Source organism: Clostridium estertheticum subsp. estertheticum, from assembly GCF_001877035.1.
Lineage (GTDB): Bacteria > Bacillota > Clostridia > Clostridiales > Clostridiaceae > Clostridium_AD > Clostridium_AD estertheticum.
The window spans coordinates 2411308-2433219 of the sequence record NZ_CP015756.1; the positions used below are offsets into that span (position 1 = coordinate 2411308).

At 29.8% G+C, this 21912-nt stretch carries 20 protein-coding genes; 12 read left to right on the top strand and 8 right to left on the bottom strand.

The annotated features are described in order from the left end of the window. Positions 1 to 153 precede the first annotated feature (153 nt). The 7 genes from A7L45_RS11075 to A7L45_RS11105 all read left to right on the top strand — a co-directional run bounded on the left by A7L45_RS11075 (position 154) and on the right by A7L45_RS11105 (position 7420). On the top strand, positions 154 to 654 hold the full coding sequence (locus tag A7L45_RS11075; RefSeq protein ID WP_071612829.1) for an RNA polymerase sigma factor: 501 nt from the start codon (positions 154 to 156) through the stop codon (positions 652 to 654). Further along, a complete protein-coding gene (locus tag A7L45_RS11080; RefSeq protein WP_071612830.1) occupies positions 647 to 1696 on the top strand; it encodes an anti sigma factor C-terminal domain-containing protein in 1050 nt (349 codons plus the stop codon). The genes A7L45_RS11075 and A7L45_RS11080 overlap by 8 nt, the downstream gene beginning before the upstream one ends. Before the next feature lie 49 nt (positions 1697 to 1745). After that, the gene (locus A7L45_RS11085; protein ID WP_071612831.1) at positions 1746 to 2507 is read left to right on the top strand and encodes a hypothetical protein; all 762 of its coding nucleotides are present in this window, start codon (positions 1746 to 1748) and stop codon (positions 2505 to 2507) included. 120 nt (positions 2508 to 2627) lie between these two features. After that, on the top strand, positions 2628 to 3803 hold the full coding sequence (locus A7L45_RS11090; protein ID WP_071612832.1) for an ATP-binding protein: 1176 nt from the start codon (positions 2628 to 2630) through the stop codon (positions 3801 to 3803). Next, a complete protein-coding gene (locus tag A7L45_RS11095) occupies positions 3793 to 5382 on the top strand; it encodes an ATP-binding protein (RefSeq protein ID WP_071612833.1) in 1590 nt (529 codons plus the stop codon). The genes A7L45_RS11090 and A7L45_RS11095 overlap by 11 nt, the downstream gene beginning before the upstream one ends. Before the next feature lie 22 nt (positions 5383 to 5404). Beyond that, the gene (locus A7L45_RS11100; protein ID WP_071612834.1) at positions 5405 to 6070 is read left to right on the top strand and encodes an NAD-dependent epimerase/dehydratase family protein; all 666 of its coding nucleotides are present in this window, start codon (positions 5405 to 5407) and stop codon (positions 6068 to 6070) included. A gap of 72 nt (positions 6071 to 6142) precedes the next feature. Continuing rightward, positions 6143 to 7420 carry a methionine gamma-lyase family protein gene (locus A7L45_RS11105; protein WP_071612835.1) on the top strand — a complete coding sequence of 426 codons (1278 nt, stop codon included), beginning with the start codon at positions 6143 to 6145 and terminating at the stop codon, positions 7418 to 7420. A gap of 87 nt (positions 7421 to 7507) precedes the next feature. On the opposite strand, the gene lexA is transcribed toward A7L45_RS11105, so the two are convergent. Then, positions 7508 to 8116 (bottom strand): transcriptional repressor LexA, encoded by a 609-nt coding sequence (gene lexA, locus A7L45_RS11110; RefSeq protein ID WP_071612836.1) that lies wholly within the window; start codon positions 8114 to 8116, stop codon positions 7508 to 7510. Between the two features lie 172 nt (positions 8117 to 8288). Here lexA and A7L45_RS11115 point away from each other — a divergent pair, with 172 nt between their 5' ends. Next, complete coding sequence (locus A7L45_RS11115; RefSeq protein ID WP_071612837.1) at positions 8289 to 8771, top strand: hypothetical protein; 483 nt, start codon at positions 8289 to 8291, stop codon at positions 8769 to 8771. A 67-nt stretch (positions 8772 to 8838) separates the two neighbouring features. Here A7L45_RS11115 and A7L45_RS11120 read toward each other — a convergent pair whose 3' ends face one another. Beyond that, positions 8839 to 9837 carry a tyrosine recombinase XerC gene (locus tag A7L45_RS11120; protein WP_071612838.1) on the bottom strand — a complete coding sequence of 333 codons (999 nt, stop codon included), beginning with the start codon at positions 9835 to 9837 and terminating at the stop codon, positions 8839 to 8841. Between the two features lie 312 nt (positions 9838 to 10149). Here A7L45_RS11120 and A7L45_RS22585 point away from each other — a divergent pair. Beyond that, a protein-coding gene (locus A7L45_RS22585; protein ID WP_152025081.1) for an IS3 family transposase occupies positions 10150 to 11486 on the top strand; the annotation gives its coding sequence in 2 pieces (ribosomal slippage) (positions 10150 to 10534 and positions 10534 to 11486; 1338 coding nt in all). A 65-nt stretch (positions 11487 to 11551) separates the two neighbouring features. Here A7L45_RS22585 and purB read toward each other — a convergent pair. Continuing rightward, positions 11552 to 12982 carry an adenylosuccinate lyase gene (gene purB / locus A7L45_RS11135; protein ID WP_071612840.1) on the bottom strand — a complete coding sequence of 477 codons (1431 nt, stop codon included), beginning with the start codon at positions 12980 to 12982 and terminating at the stop codon, positions 11552 to 11554. 248 nt (positions 12983 to 13230) lie between these two features. Here purB and A7L45_RS11140 point away from each other — a divergent pair, with 248 nt between their 5' ends. Then, on the top strand, positions 13231 to 13440 hold the full coding sequence (locus tag A7L45_RS11140; protein WP_071612841.1) for a DUF378 domain-containing protein: 210 nt from the start codon (positions 13231 to 13233) through the stop codon (positions 13438 to 13440). Positions 13441 to 13497: 57 nt separating this feature from the next. On the opposite strand, the gene A7L45_RS11145 is transcribed toward A7L45_RS11140, so the two are convergent. Further along, positions 13498 to 14352, bottom strand: coding sequence for a MerR family transcriptional regulator (locus A7L45_RS11145; protein ID WP_071612842.1), 855 nt, complete (start codon positions 14350 to 14352; stop codon positions 13498 to 13500). Between the two features lie 99 nt (positions 14353 to 14451). Between A7L45_RS11145 and A7L45_RS11150 the strand changes: the two genes are divergently transcribed. Further along, complete coding sequence (locus A7L45_RS11150; protein WP_071612843.1) at positions 14452 to 16182, top strand: ABC transporter ATP-binding protein; 1731 nt, start codon at positions 14452 to 14454, stop codon at positions 16180 to 16182. Continuing rightward, positions 16179 to 17960, top strand: a complete 1782-nt coding sequence (locus A7L45_RS11155; RefSeq protein WP_071612844.1) for an ABC transporter ATP-binding protein — start codon at positions 16179 to 16181, stop codon at positions 17958 to 17960. The genes A7L45_RS11150 and A7L45_RS11155 overlap by 4 nt, the downstream gene beginning before the upstream one ends. 61 nt (positions 17961 to 18021) lie before the next feature. Here the strand turns inward: A7L45_RS11155 and A7L45_RS11160 are convergent, their stop codons facing one another. The 4 genes from A7L45_RS11160 to accB all read right to left on the bottom strand — a co-directional run bounded on the left by A7L45_RS11160 (position 18022) and on the right by accB (position 21881). Continuing rightward, positions 18022 to 18975, bottom strand: a complete 954-nt coding sequence (locus A7L45_RS11160) for an acetyl-CoA carboxylase carboxyltransferase subunit alpha (RefSeq protein ID WP_071612845.1) — start codon at positions 18973 to 18975, stop codon at positions 18022 to 18024. A gap of 43 nt (positions 18976 to 19018) precedes the next feature. Beyond that, positions 19019 to 19879, bottom strand: a complete 861-nt coding sequence (accD, locus tag A7L45_RS11165; protein ID WP_071612846.1) for an acetyl-CoA carboxylase, carboxyltransferase subunit beta — start codon at positions 19877 to 19879, stop codon at positions 19019 to 19021. Positions 19880 to 19956: 77 nt separating this feature from the next. Beyond that, positions 19957 to 21303, bottom strand: coding sequence for an acetyl-CoA carboxylase biotin carboxylase subunit (locus A7L45_RS11170; protein ID WP_071612847.1), 1347 nt, complete (start codon positions 21301 to 21303; stop codon positions 19957 to 19959). Between the two features lie 68 nt (positions 21304 to 21371). Beyond that, a complete protein-coding gene (gene accB, locus A7L45_RS11175; protein ID WP_071612848.1) occupies positions 21372 to 21881 on the bottom strand; it encodes an acetyl-CoA carboxylase biotin carboxyl carrier protein in 510 nt (169 codons plus the stop codon). Positions 21882 to 21912: the final 31 nt, after the last annotated feature.

A 21912-nucleotide genomic window follows, 5' to 3' on the forward strand; every position in this document is an offset into this window, starting at 1 on the left:
TTTTTTAAGTGTTCTAAAAAACACCTAAATTATATTATTAAAACAAAATATGAATTAATTGTATACTTTTTAGCCCTATAATCGTTTTAGTAATAGAGGGGCTTCTGAAATGGTTATTTCAACATATATTTTGCTTTAGGTTAGGGGGATAAAATGAAAAACGATTTAATAAGCAAAATATTTATGGATAAGATGAATATTATACATTGTTATTTAATAAAGCTAGGTTGCAATCAGGAGGATGCAGAGGATATAACACAAGATACCTTTTATAAAGCATTAAAATATATTGATGGAATAGATGTTTCCCAAATATCATCATGGCTTTTTAGAGTTGCAATTAATAGATATTATGATCTATGTAGAACAAAAAAAAGACATGTACAGGTAATTATAAATGAAGAAATATTTAAATCTGATAACAATTTATGTGAAGATTATATTATAGATCTAGAGAGAAAAGGGGATGTACTAAAAATACTTAATTCATTAAATAATATTCAAAAAAATTTATTAATTCTAAAATATAATATGGACTTATCCTATAAAGAAATATCTAATATCTTAGATATAAATGAAAGTACAGTGAAAACATATTTATTTAGAGCAAGAGCGCAATTTAAAAATAAGTGGGGTGTTATGTATAATGAATGATGAAGAAAAATTAAAAGAATTGTTTGAAGATAAAGGTCCGTCTAATTTTGATAAGGTTATAAAAAAGGCAAAACTTTTCTCTATCATAAGAGGGGTTATAACTAGTATATTAGTATTTACAGTAGTGGGTTTCGTCGGTTTAATCTTTAATGCTACAACTTTAAACGAATTAGGAAATGAGAAAAAGATTGAGCTAGAAAATTATTACAGAATAGCCCATCCTAATTCATATATTGGAAGTGATCAAATGGATGATGGCTTATTGACTGGTGAGCTTGATTATGTTACTTATAGATTTTTAGGGAACAAACCTATTGTTGATGGTAACAACAAAGAATCTTATACTTATCTACCGTTAATAAATGGTCTTTATGGTGATATTAGCGGACTGTTATATGAGGCTAGTGGTGACTCAGAACAATCTAAAAGATATAGCAAGGTTGGCAAAAATGTAATGCAATTTTACCATCCTAGTGTAAAATATACTAAATATAGAGATGATTTATCAATGATTAATAAAATTGAAGAAGATAAAGTTATGGAAATGTCGTTATCATTTGATAAATCTTATAGTATTTCTCAGGTGAAAAGTATGATACCACAAAACATAACATTGAATTGGTATTGGGTGGATACGTATACGAAAAGTAAAGTTACTGAATTAGGTTCTCATATTGAAAAAATAGGAAATGAAGAGGAGATCCCCGTAAATAAAAGGGAAAAACACATAAGTCCTAATATTATACTATATGAGGATGAGGTATATGGTATTAAATCAATAGATGAGGCAGGAAAAAATAAAGAAACACCTGAAAAAGACTTTATTGATACAATTTCTTCTGGAAAAACAAATAAAGGAAAAAATCAACAACTCTATGAAACGTTATTTAGTAAGTTAAGTAAAGATAAAGTGAAAATTACGAAAGATAACATAAAAATTTTAGGAGTTGTAGTTACAGGTGATAAAGATTCTTTAAAACTCCTTAAAAATAAATCTTTTATTAAGGCTTCTAGCCTTGGAGCAGTGGGTGATAAATACTAATTATAAATGTCAACTGCTTGTATAATTTATAATTGAGAGGAGTAAAAAAATGAAAATGTTTTTTAAATTTGATTTTAAGAGAGCTTTTTTTTCTAAGAAAACTTTAATTTCAAGTCTAATAATTTTAGCATTACTATTAATACCGTATTATAGTGAAATTAATTTTCCACATCCTGGATTAGACGGCATTAATTATTTTATAAGAATAGGTGGGTTTACTTATCTTCCCTTTATTGCACCATTACTTGCTAGTATTCCATTTTCTAATTCTTATATTATAGATAAGGAAAAGGATGTTTTTAGCAAACTTTTTACAATAATAGACCCAAAAGTGTATTTCACTAGTCATTTGATAGTAAATGCCTTAGTTAGTGGGTTTGTATTTTTAATAACTAAAACTATATTACTTATATTCTTAATCGGTGCTAATGGCATTAATAATACTCATACAGATGTTGTGGGGGCATTTAGTCCTATTTATTATAAGTCTAAAATTGCTTATATTATTATTTCACTCCTTATAACCTTTGTTAGTTCAGCTGCGTTTTCAACATTTATTTTAGGAATATCAACGTTAACAAAAAGTAAATTTTTGCTTATATTATTACCTTTGTTTTTTGTTGTAGTTACAGCTGTTATATTACCAAACACTGGTTTAGTTGAGCAGTTAAATGTTATGGCATTATTTCAAATTGATATATACACTAAAATTACAGGCATAGGAATTATATTGTATGATTTAATATTATTTTCAATAGGTAGCTTCTTATTTTATTGCTTTGGTTATAAAAAAATGAATAAGGTTATATAAGAAACATTTATTATTTATATCCTTGGTTAACTTAACAAAAAATATCTTGTCAAAATACTTGACAAGATATTTTTTGTTAAGTATAATTGTAAATATAAGGATACACAGGAGGCGTTAATTATGAAAATTACAACTGGGCAAGCTGCACGAGGGGACAATTTTTTTAAAAGGCCTATTTTAATAAATAAATTATGGAGAAAAATTGATTCAGATAGTAGCATTATAATTTCAGCTCCAAGAAGAGTAGGGAAGACTTCTTTAATGAGGTATATAGAAGATAACCCAAGGGAGAAGTACTATGTAGTTTATGTAATTACAGAGTCTGTATATAACGAGAATAAGTATTATAAGGAAATTGTAAAGGCCATTTTAAATTGTGATTCAATAAGAAAAAGAGATAAAGTAATAAATTCAATAAAGGACATAGCTAAAAATGTTTTTAAAAGTATAGATGAGGTTGGTATAGATTCCGTTAAGTTTAGCAAAAATATTGAATATAATTATTATGATAAATTTATAGAAATCATGAAAACTATTGATTTAGAAGGGCACAAATTAATTATAATGATAGATGAATTTGCTCAAACAATAGAAAATATTCAACAAAAAGAAGGCACTGCATCTGCAGTTCATCTTCTTCAAAGTAATAGAGTTTTAAGGCAAAATAGTGATATAAATAATAAATTTCAATTTATATATACAGGTTCCATAAGCCTTGAGGGCATTGCAAGACGAATGGATTCTTCAAAGTTTATAAATGACCTAGATATAGTAAAAGTTACTCCACTAAGTGAATCAGAAGGTAAAAATCTTATAAATGAGCTACTTAAAGGACTGGATTTTACTATGGACGAGAGTACTATAAATCATATGCTTAATGAGATTAAGTGGTTAATTCCTTTTTATATTCAACTTGCTATGGATAAAATTCAGGATATTTATGACGAAGATAATTTATGCGTTATACATAATAAATCAGTAGATGTTGCAATAAAACGTATGATAGAAGAAAACAATAAGTTTAGTAGTTGGCATGAGAGACTTGTGGTGTACAAAAATAATGATTATAAGTTCATTATAGAAGCATTAGATCTAATATCTATATCAGAAGCTAAAAAGATAACTTATAATGAAATACACAATTTAGCCGTGAAATATAATCTTTGCGAAACATATAAAGATCTCTTGAATACTCTTATAGATGATGGATATATAAATAATGATGATGAAGGAAAATTTTATACATTTACTTCTCCAATATTAAGAATGTGGTGGTGTAAAAAGAATGCAAACTAGTAGTGTAAGTTTTTATAACCCCAACAATTTAACAGAGAAAGAACTAATTGATAGTTTTGTAATAAGAAAAAAAGAATTTCAAAAAATTATAAATGATATAAAAAGTTCAGATATGAAATATCCAGAGCAGCATTATATGATAGAGGCTCAAAGAGGATATGGTAAAACAACTTTACTTAAAAGATTATACTTTGAAATTAAAAGAGATACAGAATTAAAAGAAAGACTTATTCCTGTTATATTACCAGAGGAACAATATAATATACGTAGATTATTTAAGCTTTGGGAAGTCGTAGCACAAAATCTTGAACTAGAAAGTACTGAATTTATAGGACTTTATAATCAAATGGATAAAGATGCAAATGAAGAAAACTACGAAGATATATGTTTTAAAATAGTCGAACAAAGACTTAAAGAGCAAAATAAAAAGTTAATACTTCTAATAGATAATACTGAAGATATTTTGAAGAAGTTTAAACTTATTGAGCAGCAAAAACTTAGAGAAATTTTATTAACCTCTTCTGAAATTCGTTTTATAGGAGCATCTTCAGAGGTTTTAGAATTCACTTTTAATTATGAAAAACCCTTCTATGACTTCTTTAAGTTAATAAAATTAAAAGGATTAACTACAGAAGAAACTAATGAATATTTTGAAAAATTAGGAGAAATTTCTAATAAGAAAGGTATGAATGAACTAATCAAAATCAATAAAGGTAAAATAGAAGCCATAAGGCGGTTAACTGGTGGGGTACCTAGAATAATGTCATTACATTTCAGTAGTGTATGTTCTGATAGAGGACTAGCCTTTAAAGACATAGATACATTATCGGATAAAGTAACACCTCTTTATAAGCACGTAATGGATAATTTATCTCCAGTGCAGCAAGAAATTGTAGATGTTATATCTTTAAGCTGGGAGGCCATAACTACAAAAGAAATTGCAGACAAAATAAGAATGCAAAGCAAAGAAGTGTCAGCTCAGCTAAATCAATTAGAAAAGAATGGTGTAATAAATAAAATACCTCTGAACAAGAAAAATTATATGTATCAAATTAAGGATCGATTCTTTAACATATGGTATCTAATAAGATTTGGAGGAGAAAAAGAAAAACAGCAGGTGTTATGGCTTGTAAATTTTTTAGAAAGCTGGTGTAGTAGGGAAACTTTAATTAATAAAAGTAAAAACAAAGAACAAGATTTAAATTATGATAAAAATCGTAACAATTTTAGCAGTATCTATGAATTATCAAAAACCTTACTTTTGAATGATAAAATAGAAGAATCCGTTAAAAAGTCTCCCTTGTTTTTACAAGTAGCTAATAATACAGATAAATATAATAGATTTATTAATGAGTATTTTATATTACTAATGGCTAAAAAACAATATAACTCATTATTAAATCTATTTAATGAAAAGAAATTTATGCTAAAGGATAAGTTTAAGCCTACTTATTATGCTTTAATGTACTTTATAAAAAATCAAAATGAAAAATTTGAAATTGAATATAAAAAAGTGGGGGAGGAATTAAAGGAAACTGTTGAAGAAATTATTGAAGAAGTTAAGAAGAATGAAGAATAAAAACTAAATAAGGAGAATAAGTATGGAAAAGAAAACCGCTTTGGTAGTTGGAGCTACAGGACTTGTTGGGGGCAATTTAGTTAATATGTTATTAGAAGCCCCTGAGTATGAAATGGTAATAGTTTGGGTTAGAAAATCTACGGGAATAAATAATAAAAAGCTTGAAGAAAAAATAATCAATTTTGAATTGCTTGACACCTATAAGCTTGAAGACACGGTTAATCATATATTTTGTTGCCTTGGAACAACTATAAAAAAGGCTAAGAGTAAGGAAGTTTTTAAAAAAGTTGATTTGGAATATATAGTTTCTTTAGCAATGAAAGCGAAGGAAAATGATGTATCACAATTTCTTGTAATTTCAGCAATGGGATCTGATGTAAAGTCCGCCGTTTTCTATAACAAAGTTAAAGGTCAAATGGAAAATGAACTTAGCAACTTAGGGTTAAGAGGCCTTAAAATTTTTAGACCGTCTTTACTTTTAGGAGATAGAACTGAATTTAGATTTGGTGAAAAAGCAGCGGAAGTTGTTTCAAAATGCATACCATTTATATTTAACGGTGCTTTAAAAAAATATAAACCTGTATACGGAAATACTGTGGCAAAAGCTATGTATAAAGTTGCAATAGAAGAAAAATCAGGAATAGAAGCTTTTAATTCTGAGGTAATTCAAATAAAGGGCACAATATGAATAAAATAGTGTAGATGTATGTTATTATTAATGATGTAAATTAAAATACATAATACAAAGGGGACATGGATCATGTTAGATATAACAAAAGAATACCTACAAAAAAAGTATAAAATAAATTCAAAAACGATAGGACTCTATGATATAGCAATAAAAGATGTGCAAAGTGAGTTTGAAAAGCTTGATGAAGTAAGGGAGTATAACCAACTTAAGGTTTTGACTGCACTTCAAGATGAGAGAATTAGCGAATCTCATTTTACAAACTCTTCTGGATACGGTTATGGTGATATAGGACGAGATTCATTAGATAAAGTATATGCAAGAATTTTCAATTGCGAGAGCGCACTAGTTAGGCCACATTTTGTTAATGGAACACACGCAATTGGGGCAGCATTGTTTGGCAATTTAAGACCTAATGATACAATGCTATCTGTATGTGGAACGCCTTATGATACACTACATAATATAATTGGTATAACTAATAAGAAAGATATAGGATCATTAAAAGATTTTGGCGTAAAATATAAACAACTAGAATTAAATAATTCTAAGGTTGATATAGATCTAATGAAAAAAACAATGATATCAGATAAATCAATAAAGCTCGTTCATATTCAAAGATCTACTGGATATGGATGGAGAAAAGCTTTGTTGATTTCTGAGATAGAAGAAATTATAAAAGCAGCAAAATCTATAAATCCGAATGTAATTTGTTTTGTGGATAATTGTTATGGAGAATTTATTGAAACTACAGAGCCAACAGATGTTGGTGCAGACTTAGTTGCAGGTTCTTTAATAAAAAATATTGGTGGCGGAATTGCACCAACAGGTGGATACATTGCAGGTAAAGAAGAATATGTAGTGCAAGCTTCATATAGACTAACAATTCCAGGCATAGGTGGAGAATGTGGTTCTACATTTGGAGTAATGCGTTCTTTATTTCAAGGATTGTTTCTAGCTCCACACGTAACTATGGAAGCGTTGAAGGGTGCTATTTTCTGTGCAAGGATTATGGAACTTGCAGGGTTTGATGTTCTTCCTAAATATACTGATAAAAGAAGTGATATAATTCAAGCTATTAAATTTGGAAATAAGGAAATGCTAATTAATTTCATTAAAGGGATACAAGCAGGTTCTCCAATTGATTCATTTGCTCAGTGTGAACCATGGGATATGCCAGGATATGAAGATAAGGTAATAATGGCAGCAGGGGCCTTTATTCAAGGAGCATCTATAGAATTATCTGCAGATGCTCCAATAAGGGAACCTTATATAGCATATTTACAGGGCGGATTAACATTTGATCATGCTAAAATTGGAATATTAATAGCTCTTTCAAAAGTTATATAAATTTCGAGTAAATACTTCAATATAGGATAGAAAAAGAGACTACAATTAAAATTATTGTAGTCTCTTTTGTTTCCTTTAAAGAAATAATTAATACTTTCTATAAATGCCGACGAGTATACCTAAAATTGAACAGTCATCTAATATGATAGGGGACATTGATGAATTCTCAGGCTGAAGCCTTATATGTCCTTTTTCTCTAAAAAATCTTTTAATAGTTGCTTCATTCTCAATAAGTGCTACAACTATATCACCATTTTTAGCTGAATTAACTTTCTCGATTATAGCAAGATCACCATCTAATATTCCGGCTTCTATCATGCTACTACCAGAAACTTTAAGCATAAATAACTCATTATTAGTTTTAGTAAAATTTAAAGGTATAGTAAATGTATCTTCAACATTCTCAACCGCAAGGATTGGTACCCCAGCTGTAATTTTCCCTATAATAGGTATATCTATAAGTTCTTTTCTTATAACAGCATCCTTTAATAATTCTATTGCACGAGGTTTAGCAGGGTCCCTACGTATATATCCTTTTTTTTCTAATCTTTCTAAATGACCATGAACAGTTGAGGTGGATTTCAATCCTACAGCTACACATATTTCTCTCACTGAGGGTGGATATCCTTTTAATTGAACTTGATCTTTTATAAAGTTATATATTTCACTCTGTTTATCTTTTTTTTGAGTTAACATGTAAACACCTCTCATTCATGGTATAATTATACCATATAAGTTCAAAAACATCAAACAAATGTTCTATTTCAGGGTATAAGAATAAAAATTAATAAGTATTTGATTAATGATACCTTATTTGTTATAATAGTTCATTATAATAGTATTAGAAATAAATGTAGTGGGGTGTTGTATGTCTAAAAACTGTATATTTAATAATAAGAAAATTTGTAATGACTGTGGTGATTGTGAAGTCTGCGAATTAAATTCAAATAAGAAATGTGATAATTGCGGAAAATGTTTAGAACTTGAAGGTTTTGATGTTAAAGCTATAAAAATTGATGAAGTCTTTGAAGATGCTGGAACTGGAAAGTTAGATGATGATATTTATAACGTGGATGAAATTGATGAATCTGCTTTAGAAGAGACCATAGAAAATAAAGATGAAGAAACATCTAAAGATGATGAAGCATCAAAAATTGAAGCATACGAAGCGTTTTTAGCTGAGGAAAAGCAAGAGAAGCTAAATAAAGATAAATACATACCTGAAAATAATGAAGTTTGGGAATTTATAGATGATATAGATGGAGCAAAAGAGTTACTTGAAGACGAAGAAGATAACTCAGAATTTCTTCAAGAGGAATTTCCAGGACTTATAAGACTAAAGAAGGTATAAAAAGTATAGAGTAAGAGGGCACAGGAGTATATATTATCACGGATGTGATAGTATATACTCCTTTTTATTATTCATCAGATAGGGGATTCGACTTAACAGCATTTCTTAGTTTTTCATCGTCAGCATGAGTATATATCTGAGTGGTAGAAATATTTTCATGTCCTAATATGTCTTGTAAACTTCTAATATCTACGTTTCCATACTTATACATAAGGGTAGCTGAAGTATGTCTTAATTTATGAGGAGTATATTTATTTTTGTTGAGCCCAGCATCTCCTATATGCTTTTTAACAATTCTTTCTACCGTTCTTTTATTAATTCTTCCAAACTTGCCACTGATAAAGAGGGCATCCTTATCCTCAGCATGAATTTTATCTATGTTCATATTTCTAATAGGTAAATATTTATAGATTGCTCTAAGTGATGCTTTATTTAAATAAATTGTTCGCTCTTTATTTCCTTTCCCAATTACAGATAATGTATCTTCTTTCATATCGGACAAATTTATACTACAAAGTTCTGACAATCTGAGACCACAATTTAGGAATAATGTAATAATACTATGATCTCGAATAGAATGTTTATCTCGAGAGATTGTAGCTTCGAGTAGGTCCTTACTTTCATTTAATGTTAAAAAAACTGGGCTTCTTTTTCCAATCTTAGGGGACTCTAAATCTATAGTTGGGTCTACAGTTAGTACTTTAGCCTTAGTAGTTAAATATTTAAATAGGGACTTTATGGATGCAATTTTTCTAGCCTTAGCATAATTGCCATTAGCCCTATATTTACCAAGATAAGAGATAAAGGCGTATAAATCCTGTAATTTAAGAGTTTTTAATGTATCTAAGGTAAAGTCGCTAATTACAATGTCTTCAAGCTTTATGTTCTTATCTGAAGGAATTAAATCTTTATACATTTTTAGAAACTTTAAAAGTAATGACAAATCGGCAGTATAAGCAATTATAGTATTAATAGAACAGCCTTTAATAGTAGATAAATAATTAAAATAATCATTTAGAAACGGTGGTAGTTCATTTTTATAAATACCATTTAGATCAGATTTCATAGTAACCTCCAAAATACATAATAATGTCGTGAAACTTACATTTCACGACATTATTATACTACAAAAGAGGGGGTAAAATCATGTTTATTTTAAAATATAATTATATTTATTTTTTATCTATGTTTTTTACTAGTGTATTAATAGTGATTTACTTTTAATTTTATAAAATAAAAAGCTATCAGTTTTATATTTATAATGTACCCTATAGGGCAGACGGATTTAAAAAAGTCTACCCGGTAGGGTATTTTTATGTATAATAAAGAAAAGTATAATAATTTAAATTAGATATATACAAGGATGGTGGAAATTTAAATGAGCAACAAAACATTTACAGAAAAAGATGTAGCAATACTAGCTAAAAACAAAAATGTTAAAGCAGTAAGTATGAAGGGAATTACATATACAGATGAATTTAAACGCATTTTTATAATAGAGAACGAAAAAGGAAAATTTCCAAGGGAGATATTTGAAGAAAATGGGTTTGATATAGATATAGTTGGGATTAAACGTGCTAAATCATCAGGATCTCGCTGGAGAGCTGCATATAGAAATGAAGGTATATGTGGACTAAATGATGCAAGAAATGCGAATACTGGAAGACCAAGAGTGAGAGAACTTTCCGCAGACGAAAGATGCGAGCGCCTTAAAGCCCAAATTAACTTGCTGAAAGCTGAGAATGAATTGTTAAAAAAAATCGACATCCTAGAAAGAAGGCTGATAAGCAAGAAATAATCTTAGTAGCACAGGAAAAATTTATTCTTATAAATTCACAAATCGAAAAATATAAGCTCAAAAATATGCTTACCCATTTATGCAAAATTACGGGTGTATCTCGTTCTGGATATTACAATTATTTCTCTACTAAAGCTCTCAGCCGTAGGCGCCAACGCGATAGGTTGGATGAAGCAGTAGGTGAAATTGTACTAAATGCATATAACTTTAAAAATCGTAAAAAAGGAGCTAGACAAATAAAAATGACATTAGAAGGCGAATTTGGAATCGTATACAATTTAAAACGTATTAGAAGAATAATGAAAAAGTATGGTATCATTTGCCCCATTAGAAAAGCGAATCCATATAAACGTATGATGAAAGCTACAAAGGAGCATACTGTTTTAAAAAATCTATTAAATAGAAATTTCAAACAGAATATACCTGGAAAAGTATTGCTTACAGATATAACTTATCTATTTTACGGAAAAAGTAAGAAGGCATATTTATCTACGATTAAGGATGGATCTACAAATGAGATTTTGGCATACAATGTGACTGATAATTTGAGATTAGATATCGTAACAGACACTATACATAATCTGAAAAAGAATAGAAAAATTAAATTGCCTAAAGATGCATTTATACACTCAGATCAAGGATTTCATTATACGAATCCGACATTTCAAAAGCTAGTAAAAAAATCTGGTTTAGGACAATCAATGTCAAGACGTGGAAACTGCTGGGATAATGCTCCACAAGAATCATTCTTTGGCCATTTCAAAGATGAGGCATACATAAAATCATGTGAAACATTAGAACAACTAAAGCAAGAGATTAAGCAATATATGATCTACTATAATAAATTTAGATATCAATGGGGTCTAAGAAAGATGACTCCTGTTCAATACAGAAATCATCTTCTCAAATCAGCATAGACTTTTTTTAAAATTGTCCTTGACAAGGGGTACACATTAATTCCTGATAGCTTTTTACAATCAAATTATACGTTTATTGAAGTTTCAACGCCAATTGCATCTTTATTAGCTGCGAGTATTGGATTTACATATTCACCTATAAAGTCTACTACTTGACTTGGAGCTCTTCCAACAAATTTAATTGGATCAATTACAGCTATAATCTCTTCTTTTGACATCTTAAAGATTGGATCATTTATAATTCTCTCTATAAGATCATTATTTAGACCTTCTTCTTTAACACGTTTAGCTGCATCCATAGAATGAACTCTAATGTGTTCATGAAGATCTTGTCTGTCTCCGCCCTTTTTAACTGCTTCCATAAGGATATTTTCTGTAGCCATAAATGGTAGCTCGTGGTTTACATGAGAAGTAATTACCTTTTCATATACAACCATGTTCCCTGCTATATTCATATATAAATTTAAAACTCCATCAAGTGCAAGAAAAGCTTCAGCCACAGATATTCTCTTATTAGCTGAGTCATCTAGTGTTCTCTCAAACCACTGCGTGGCAGCTGTTATAGCAGGATTTAATGAATCTACTATAATATATCTAGCTAAAGAACTAATTCGCTCAGAACGCATAGGATTTCTTTTGTATGCCATTGCCGAAGATCCGATTTGTTTTTTCTCAAATGGCTCCTCTACTTCTTTCATACTTTGAAGTATTCTTAAATCATTACTAAATTTATAAGCACTTTGAGCTATTTCTGAAAGTGTATTTAGTATTATAGAATCTACTTTTCTAGAATAAGTTTGACCAGTAACTGGATATGTATCAACAAATCCCATTTTATTTGCTACATATTTATCTAAGTCTTTAACCTTCTTCTCATCATTTTCAAATAAGTTCATAAAGCTAGCTTGAGTTCCGGTAGTTCCCTTTACTCCAAGTAACTTAATATTATCAATTACGAAGTCCAAATTTTCTAGATCCATTACTAAATCTTGAATCCATAGTGTTGCTCTTTTACCTACTGTAGTTAATTGTGCTGGTTGCAGATGCGTGTAACCTAAAGTAGGAATATCTTTATATTTTAATGCAAATGTTGAAGATTTACTAATTACATTAACTAATTTCTTCTTAATTAATAATAAAGCCTTTTTCATGATGATAAGGTCTGTGTTATCACCTACATAACAGCTAGTAGCTCCTAAATGGATTATCCCCTTTGCAGTTGGACATTGTACGCCGTATGCATATACATGGCTCATTACATCATGTCTTATTTCTTTTTCTTTTTCCTCAGCCACTTCATAATTTACATTATCAACATTGGCTTTAAGCTCATCAATTTGATCCTGCGTTATATTAAGTCCTAATAATTTTTCACCTTCAGCTAATGCTACCCAAAGCTTTCTCCAAGTTTTAAATTTCATATCATCTGAGAATAAAAAACTCATTTCTTTTGATGCGTATCTACTATTTAATGGTGTATTATAAGTATTTCTCATATTTTGCCTCCACACGTACGTATTAAGATATAAACCGATTATCATTCATATTATAACATACAATATTGTAAAAAGTAATGTAAATGTTCGTATATACTAACTATAAAATCTAAATAACCTTTGAAATTATAAATTCATCTCCCCTCATATTAATAATACTCTAAAGAAGTCATTAAATAGTTCTAAAATATTATATTTCTAATATAATTTAAACAACTAGAAATAATTATAATAGTGTGGGGGTAATTATGTATAAGCTTAATAATATAGACAAACTATCATTTATATTAGTATTGGTGGGCGCATTAAACTGGGGACTTTTGGGGTTATTAAATTTTAATCTAGTTAACGCCATCTTTGGAGCTATTCCATTTCTTGCTAGATTTATATACATCTTAGTAGGACTATCTGCTGTTAATATTATCGTGTTTATATTCAGAAATAAAAAAGAATACTAATATTATTGGTAGTAAAAATACTCCATATCTATTATGGAGTATTTTTTGTTGTTTTAGTCAAATATTTATACTGTTCTCCCCTTCTATTAAGCTTTCAACCTCAACTGAAATTTGAGTTAAATAATTTTCATATCCTTTTACTGTTATTTCATCTAAAAGAAATTCTTCATAAGAATATTTTTTTATATCAAAATTAGAGGCTTTTAAAAATTGAAGTATTTTATTATATGTTTTGTCGATATTGTTATAGTCCCCTTTGTGATACGCTACACAATAGATGCCCTTTGGTTTAGTAAAAGTAAAAGGAACATCATCTTTAGAATTTAACTTTGTATATAAATATGAATAATTTTTAGCTACTCCCTTTAATATATTATCCTTACTTATCATGATGCAACTAGAATATCCAGAGTTAATATGGTTTAAAGTGCAATAGTTCATATGCTCGGACAATGTTTTAAAATATTCATTATCGCTCACATTTTCTATTGAATTGCTTAGAAGAAGATATTCCTCATCAAAAAATTCTAAATGGATTTTAGAATAATCTATTATACACGCATATTCTGTTATGGAAATTTTTGTTTCCATGAGTTTACGTATTCTTTTTAAGTTTTCTATCTCAATATCAATATCTAGTATTTTATTTTTAAATAACTTAATTAATGCATTTGGGCTCCTATTATCGAGATAAGATTTAATCTCCTTTAAAGGCATATTTATCTCTTTTAAATTAGTAATAACATCAAAAAGATCAAATTGTTGTTGAGAATAATATCTATATCCATTATCATCTCTTATTTCTGGTGAAAAAATGCCTATATCATCGTAATGGAAAAGAGTTTGTTTCTTTACATTACATAACTTTGCAAAATCTCCAGTAGTAAAATATTTATTAAACTTTTCATTCATAGATTGTTTCTCCTCTTGACTATACGGTAACTATATACTTTATTATAATATTATTGCAATAATATTTCAAGGGTACTTAAAAAGGAGTGAACATAAGGAATGAAACTAATATTAAAATATATAAAGAAATATAAACTGCTTCTAGTGCTTAATATAATATCAATTTTTGGATTTGCATTAGTGGAACTCGGAATTCCAACAATAATGGCTAAAGTTATTGACATAGGGATAGCTAATAAAGATATAGCATATATAAGGCATATGGGGATTGTAATTGTTGTAATATCTGTAGTTGGGTCTATGGGTTCAATATTATTAGGGTATTGTTCTTCAAAAATTTCTACTAGTATGATTAGAGATATAAGAAATGCTATTTTTAGAAAATCTCAGGAATTTTCACATAGTGAATATGATAAGTTTGGAATATCATCAATGATAACTCGAACAACCAATGATGTTTTTCAATTGCAACAATTTACAAATACTCTGTTAAGAACAGCATTACTTACACCTGTTATGTTTATTGTAAGTTTAGTGATGATTCTTAGAACCAGCTTACAGTTATCCGCAGTATTAGCGATAACTGTACCATTCATAGTTGGTGGAGTAGTTATTATAGCTAAAAAATCTTATCCACTTTCAGAAAAACAACAGAAAAAATTAGATGGATTAAATAGAATTTCAAGAGAAAATTTAACTGGAACTAGAGTAATCAGGGCGTTCGGGAACGATGATCATGAAAACCAAAGATTTGAAAAGATAAATAATGATTATGCCAGTGTATCTAAAAAGTTATATAAGCTTATGGCAATCCCTCAACCAGCTTTCTTTATCTTGTTAAATTTCGCTGTGTTAGTTATTTTTTGGGTCTCTAGTAAAATGATAAATTTAGGAACATTGCAAGTTGGACAATTGGTAGCGTTTATAGAGTATTTGTTCCATGCAATGTTCTCTATTATTCTTTTTTCAATGGTGTTTATCATGTATCCCAAAGCACAAATTTCAGCCAATAGAATTCAAGAAATATTAGATGAAGAACCTATTATTAAAAATCCTATAGATGGTATTAAAGATACCGATATTAAGGGTATTGTAGAATTTAATAATGTTACCTTTACGTATCCAGATGGAGAAATTCCAGTATTAAGAGATATTTCCTTTACAGCAGTAAAAGGAGAAACAGTAGCATTTATAGGAAGTACAGGCAGTGGTAAAAGTACGTTAATTAATTTAATTCCAAGATTTTATGATGTTACAAAAGGTAACATAAAGATAGATGGAGTAGATGTGAGAGATTATGATTTAAAGGCATTACGTGAAAAAATGGGATTTATACCTCAAAAGACATTGCTATTTGCTGGCAGTATTGACACTAACATTAAATTTGGCAAAAATGATGCAGATAAAGAAGAAGTTGAACATTCTGCAAAGGTAGCTCAGGCTTATGATTTTATTAATAGTAAACCTAAAAAATTTGAGGAACTAATAAGTGAAAGTGGATCTAATGTGTCGGGAGGTCAAAAGCAAAGATTGTCTATTGCAAGAGCATTAGTTAGAAAACCTGAAATTTATATTTTTGATGATAGTTTTTCTGCCCTAGATTTTAAAACAGATGCACTGCTTAGAAAAAGATTAAAGGACGAAACTAGAGATTCCATAGTTTTAATAGTTGCACAGAGGATGGGATCTATACTTGATGCTAATAAAATAATAGTATTAAATGAAGGAGAAATAGTAGGCATCGGGACTCATAAAGAATTATTAAAAACCTGCGGAATCTACCATGAAATTGCATCATCTCAACTTACAAAGGAGGAACTTGCACAATGAAAAAGTTAAAGTATTCGATAAGAAAAATTTCGCCCTTCTTAAAACCATATAGGAAACCATTTATTGCTGCAATTTTATTTATAGTAATAGCTGCCATTTTCACTACTATTGCTCCAAGAATAGAAGGATTAATTACAACTAGTCTTGCCAAAGATGTTATGAATATAGTGAAAGGTACAAATGGAACTTTCGTTAATTTTAATTATATTTTAAGGGTCTTAATAAGATTAGCTTTTATCTATGTATTTGGAGCATTATCCACTTATTTAGCAAGTCTATTATTAGCTAATGCTATTCAAAATACTATGAAAGATTTAAGAAATGCCGTTCAAGGTAAAATCAGAAAATTACCTATAAGTTATTTTGATAAAAATAGCTATGGTAATGTACTTAGCCGTATAACAAATGATATAGATACTATTTCTAATGCACTACAGCAGAGTTTTAGTCAAGTTATAAATACAATATTGGCACTAACTTTAGCCAGTGTTATGATGTTTACAATTAATGTAAAACTTGCATTGTTAGTTATACTTATAGTGCCAATAAGCTATTTAATATCAAAATTTATAGTTAGTAAATCTCAAAACCTATTTAATAAACAGCAAAATGTTTTAGGGAAATTGAACGGTAAGGTGCAAGAAATATATACTGGATTTAATGAAATAAAATTATATGGGAAACAAGAAGATGCTATAAAAGATTTTGAAAATATTAATGATGAACTTTTTAATACTGGATTCAAGGCACAATTCATATCAAGTATAATGTCTCCCTTAGTTTCATTAGTAACTTATTTGGCAATTGCAGTCATTGGAATTATTGGTTCGATATATGTTATAAGTGGAATAATGACAGTTGGTAATCTTCAAGCTCTTATGCGGTATATTTGGCAAATAAATCAACCAATTTCTGAGGTGACGCAATTATCTTCTGCAATACAATCAGCCTTTGCAGCAATTGAACGTGTATTTGAAATACTAGATGAAAAGGAAGAAATTCCAGATAAAGTAGATTTTATAAAACTTGAGAATCCACGTGGCAATGTAACTTTTGAGCATGTGAAATTTGGATATAATAAAGATGAGGTTCTAATTGAGGACTTAAATGCAGAGATAAAAAGTGGTCAGATGGTTGCTATAGTTGGTCCAACAGGAGCAGGTAAAACCACATTAGTGAATTTATTAATGAGATTTTACGATATTCAAGGTGGATCTATAAAAATAGATGAAGTTGATACTAGAGATATGAAACGTGAAGATTTACGTTCTATATTCGGTATGGTTCTTCAGGATACTTGGTTATATAATGGAACAATTCATGATAATATTGAGTATGGTAGATTTGGAGCTAGCAATGAAGAAATTATTGAAGCAGCTAAAATAGCTAACGTACATCACTTTATTAAAACCCTTCCAGATGGGTACGACATGTTCCTAAATGAAGAGGCTTCTAACATATCCCAGGGAGAAAAACAACTTTTGACTATAGCAAGAGCTATAATATCAAATCCAGCAATATTAATATTAGATGAAGCAACTAGTTCAGTTGACACTAGATTAGAAATATTACTTCAAAAAGCTATGAGGAATATAATGAAAGGAAGAACTAGCTTTGTTATTGCACATAGACTTTCAACTATTCGTAACGCAGATTTAATATTGGTTATAGATCAAGGAAATATTATAGAGCAAGGAACCCATAATGAATTAATGAAAAGGAGTGGTTTCTATGAAAAACTCTATAATAGTCAATTTGGGAGTCAAGCAGCAAACTAAAATCATTACTTCTAAAGCAGCCAGGTATATATCTTAATTATGCAATAAAACAATCACCTTTTTAATATTCTGCAATCTTGCCAATTTTTCTAAATTTATAATATCTCTTGGTAAGAAGGGATTCTATTGATTCACATTTTAATCTACCAATTGCTTCCTCTAAATTGCGTTTAATACTAATTGACATCTCATCTATATTAGTATGTGCTCCGCCTAGAGGTTCTTTTATAATTCTATCTATTATTTCGTAATTTATCAAATCCTGAGCTGTTATTTTCATGGCACTCGCTGCTTCACCCGCAAGACTTGCATCTTTATATAATATACTAGCAAAACCTTCTGGTGATAAAATAGAGTAAATTGCATGTTCGAGCATCCAAACTTCATCCGCTACAGCCATTGCTAAAGCTCCACCACTTCCACCTTCACCAATGACTATTGAAATTATTGGTGTTTTTAAAGTTGACATATACATAAGATTTCTAGCTATTGCTTCACCTTGACCTCTTTCTTCTGCACCTAATCCACAATATGCCCCCGGAGTATCAACAAAACAAATAACAGGTCTTTTAAATTTTTCTGCCTGTTTCATAAGTCTTAAAGCTTTTCTATATCCTTCTGGATTTGGCATACCAAAATTTCTCTTTATATTTTCCTTTGTGTTATTTCCCTTTTGCTGCGCTATAACAGTTACAGGTATACCATTAAACTCTGCGATTCCACCCACAATTGAAGCATCGTCTCCATAATACCTATCGCCATGTAACTCAATAAATGAATCAAAAATTTTATTTATATAATCAAGAGCAGTCGGACGTTCCACTAGCCTTGCAATACTTACTTTATCCCAAGCAGTTAAATTTTTATAGGCTTCCTTTTGCATATTATAGAGCTTTATTTGCATCTGTCTTATCTCTTTATCTAAATCCATATTTTGATCTTTTGCTAAATTTTTTAGCTCATCTATTTTACTTTTAAGTTCATACATGTTCTTTTCAAAAGGTAAAGTTACCATAAAATTTCACTCCTTATGTATTACTTTTGTCTTTCTGTCGGTGCTATAAATGAAGTTTCAATATCTGCGCTAAAGTTTCCTTCATAACTTTTCTATCCACTATTTTGTCTATAAAACCCTTCTCAAGCAAAAATTCGGCCCTTTGAAACCCCTCAGGCAATTGCTGCTTTAATGTCTGCTCTATAACTCTTTTTCCTGCGAAACCTATTAGTGCATTAGGCTCTGCGAGGATTATATCTCCAAGAGTTGCGAAACTTGCTGTAACTCCGCCTGTGGTTGGATCTGTAAGAACAGTTATATAAAGATTACCACTTTCATTATGTCTTGCAATAGCAGCACTTGTTTTAGCCATTTGCATTAGAGAAAATATGCCCTCCTGCATCCTAGCTCCCCCTGATGCTGTAAATATAATAATTGGTTTTTTACTCTCTGTTGCTTTTTCAATAACCCTCGTAATTTTCTCTCCAACTACAGATCCCATACTTCCCATCATAAAATTACTATCCATTACTGCAATTAGCGTATCTTGCCCGTTTATCTTTCCTTCTCCGGTTATTACTGCTTCGTTTAATAAAGTTTTATCACGTATAGTTTGAAGTTTCTCCGTATATCCCTTAAAATCTATAGGGTTACCTGATATCATAAATTCATCATATTCTTTAAAAGTACCTTTATCTATGGTATAATCTATTCTTTCGCGACACCCTATTCTGAAATGGGTTCTACAATTATCACAGGTCATTATGCTACTCTCCAAATCCTTTTTATAAAGAATTTTACCACAGGTTTCGCATTTAACCCACATTCCTGAAGGGATATTAGGTTTTTTATCGCCATCTTCATTTTCTAAATTTTTAACCTCAATATATTTACTCTTTTTAAATATACGTTTAAACTCAAACATATAACTACCCCTTTCTAAAAATATACCCACTTCAATTTATAGCATATAGAATAAATACTGTTAATTGCATAAAATTTTTAAATATTTTTAAATTCTTTACCAATAAAACCAGTATCAAATTTACCTTTTATAAAATCTTTATTATTTACTATCTTAAATTGGAAGTCTATATTAGTATCGACTCCTTCTATTATAAATTCACCAAGAGTTCTTCGCATTTTACATATTGCTTCATCTCTGTCTTCTCCGTGAACAATGAGCTTTCCTATCATAGAGTCATAAGTCGGTGGAATTTTATATCCCTGATACGCTGCGCTGTCTACCCTTACTCCATATCCACCAGGAATATGAAGTGATTTAATGACCCCCGGACAGGGTCTGAAATTTTTAGCAGGATTTTCTGCATTTATTCTACATTCAATAGCATGACCCATAATTTTTATATCTTCTTGCTTATATGGAAGCACTTGACCTGCTGCAATTATTATTTGTGATTTAACCAAATCTATCCCAGTAATCATTTCTGTTATTGGATGCTCCACTTGTATACGAGTATTCATCTCCATGAAATAGTATTTACCATATTTATCAAGCAAAAATTCTATAGTTCCCGCATTTTTATAATTAATAGATTTAGCTGCTTTAATTGCAACCTCGCCCATCTGTTTCCTAAGTTCCTGCGTCATTCCAGCTCCAGGGGCCTCTTCTATTACCTTTTGGTTACGTCTTTGAATAGAACAATCTCGCTCATTAAGATGAATCACATTCCCATGCTCATCTGCGAGTATTTGAAACTCTATATGCCTTGGTTCTTCTATGAATTTTTCCATATACATTGTTCCATCACCAAAATTAGTCTCCGCCTCGGTTTTTGCAGTATTAAATGCAGTTGCGAGATCTTCTACTTTGCTAACAACTCTTATACCTCTTCCCCCGCCTCCAGCTGAAGCCTTGATCATGACAGGGTATCCTATTTTCTCAGCTGATGCTAAAGCATCTGTTTCAGATGCAATTTCTCCATCGGATCCAGGAACAACAGGCACTCCTGCTTTTATCATAATTTCTCTTGCCTTTAATTTGTTGCCCATGTTATCAATATTTTGTGAATTAGGGCCTATATATTTTATATTACATTCCTCACACATTTGTGCAAATTTACTATTTTCAGATAAAAATCCATAACCAGGATGGATCGCTTCCGCACCTGTAAGAACTGTAGCACTTAATATATTTTGCATATTTAGATAACTATCCTTAGATTTAGCAGGTCCAATACATATAGCCTCATCTGCCATTTGGGTATGAAGAGCTTCCTTATCAACCTCGGAATATACTGCAACAGTTTGGATACCCATTTCATTACATGCCCGAATTATTCTTACCGCTATCTCGCCTCTATTAGCAATTAATATCTTCTTAAACATATTATTTATCATCCCCACACTTGAAATTATTAACTAAAGTGTTTTTAGTTAATGAATATTTCTATCCACTATTTCTTAATTATTTTAAATAATGGTTGACCGTACTCTACCATATCTTCATTAGAAACTAATACTTCTAAAACTTCCCCATTTACTTCGCTTTCAATTTCATTCATAAGTTTCATAGCCTCTAGTATACAAAGTGTATCTCCTACTTTAACAATAGATCCAACTTTTACAAAATTCTTTGATTCGGCACTTGGAGAGGTATACATAGTTCCAACAATAGGTGATTTAACTATAAATATGTTTTCATCAGGTATTGTCTTCACTGCATTTTCAGAGACAGCATTTTCTTTATTTTTTGTATACACTTGCTGCATTTCTATGGTTTCTTTAATTAATGGTTCATGAGTAACTGTCTCTATATGTCTAACATTTTCAGGAACTCTTTCTACTACCACCTGTGCTTCTTTTTTCTCCATCCTTATTCTAATATCATCTGTCTCAATTTCAAAACAGGTAATTTGGGTATCACTAACGATTTTTATCAATTCTTGAATGTTTTTATAATCCATATTTATCTACCATCCCATTTTTTTAATAATA

Coding starts and splice junctions, on each gene's coding strand:
- A7L45_RS11105 (WP_071612835.1), top strand. CDS start 6,143: ATGTTAGATATAACAAAAGAATACCTACAAAAAAAGTATAAAATAAAT.
- A7L45_RS11145 (WP_071612842.1), bottom strand. CDS start 14,352: ATGAATGAAAAGTTTAATAAATATTTTACTACTGGAGATTTTGCAAAG.
- A7L45_RS11170 (WP_071612847.1), bottom strand. CDS start 21,303: ATGTTTAAGAAGATATTAATTGCTAATAGAGGCGAGATAGCGGTAAGA.
- A7L45_RS11080 (WP_071612830.1), top strand. CDS start 647: ATGAATGATGAAGAAAAATTAAAAGAATTGTTTGAAGATAAAGGTCCG.
- lexA (WP_071612836.1), bottom strand. CDS start 8,116: ATGTTAACTCAAAAAAAAGATAAACAGAGTGAAATATATAACTTTATA.
- A7L45_RS11095 (WP_071612833.1), top strand. CDS start 3,793: ATGCAAACTAGTAGTGTAAGTTTTTATAACCCCAACAATTTAACAGAG.
- A7L45_RS11115 (WP_071612837.1), top strand. CDS start 8,289: ATGTCTAAAAACTGTATATTTAATAATAAGAAAATTTGTAATGACTGT.
- purB (WP_071612840.1), bottom strand. CDS start 12,982: ATGAGAAATACTTATAATACACCATTAAATAGTAGATACGCATCAAAA.
- A7L45_RS11100 (WP_071612834.1), top strand. CDS start 5,405: ATGGAAAAGAAAACCGCTTTGGTAGTTGGAGCTACAGGACTTGTTGGG.
- A7L45_RS11120 (WP_071612838.1), bottom strand. CDS start 9,837: ATGAAATCTGATCTAAATGGTATTTATAAAAATGAACTACCACCGTTT.
- A7L45_RS11075 (WP_071612829.1), top strand. CDS start 154: ATGAAAAACGATTTAATAAGCAAAATATTTATGGATAAGATGAATATT.
- A7L45_RS11085 (WP_071612831.1), top strand. CDS start 1,746: ATGAAAATGTTTTTTAAATTTGATTTTAAGAGAGCTTTTTTTTCTAAG.
- accB (WP_071612848.1), bottom strand. CDS start 21,881: ATGGATTATAAAAACATTCAAGAATTGATAAAAATCGTTAGTGATACC.
- A7L45_RS11150 (WP_071612843.1), top strand. CDS start 14,452: ATGAAACTAATATTAAAATATATAAAGAAATATAAACTGCTTCTAGTG.
- A7L45_RS11155 (WP_071612844.1), top strand. CDS start 16,179: ATGAAAAAGTTAAAGTATTCGATAAGAAAAATTTCGCCCTTCTTAAAA.
- A7L45_RS11160 (WP_071612845.1), bottom strand. CDS start 18,975: ATGGTAACTTTACCTTTTGAAAAGAACATGTATGAACTTAAAAGTAAA.
- A7L45_RS11140 (WP_071612841.1), top strand. CDS start 13,231: ATGTATAAGCTTAATAATATAGACAAACTATCATTTATATTAGTATTG.
- accD (WP_071612846.1), bottom strand. CDS start 19,879: ATGTTTGAGTTTAAACGTATATTTAAAAAGAGTAAATATATTGAGGTT.
- A7L45_RS11090 (WP_071612832.1), top strand. CDS start 2,628: ATGAAAATTACAACTGGGCAAGCTGCACGAGGGGACAATTTTTTTAAA.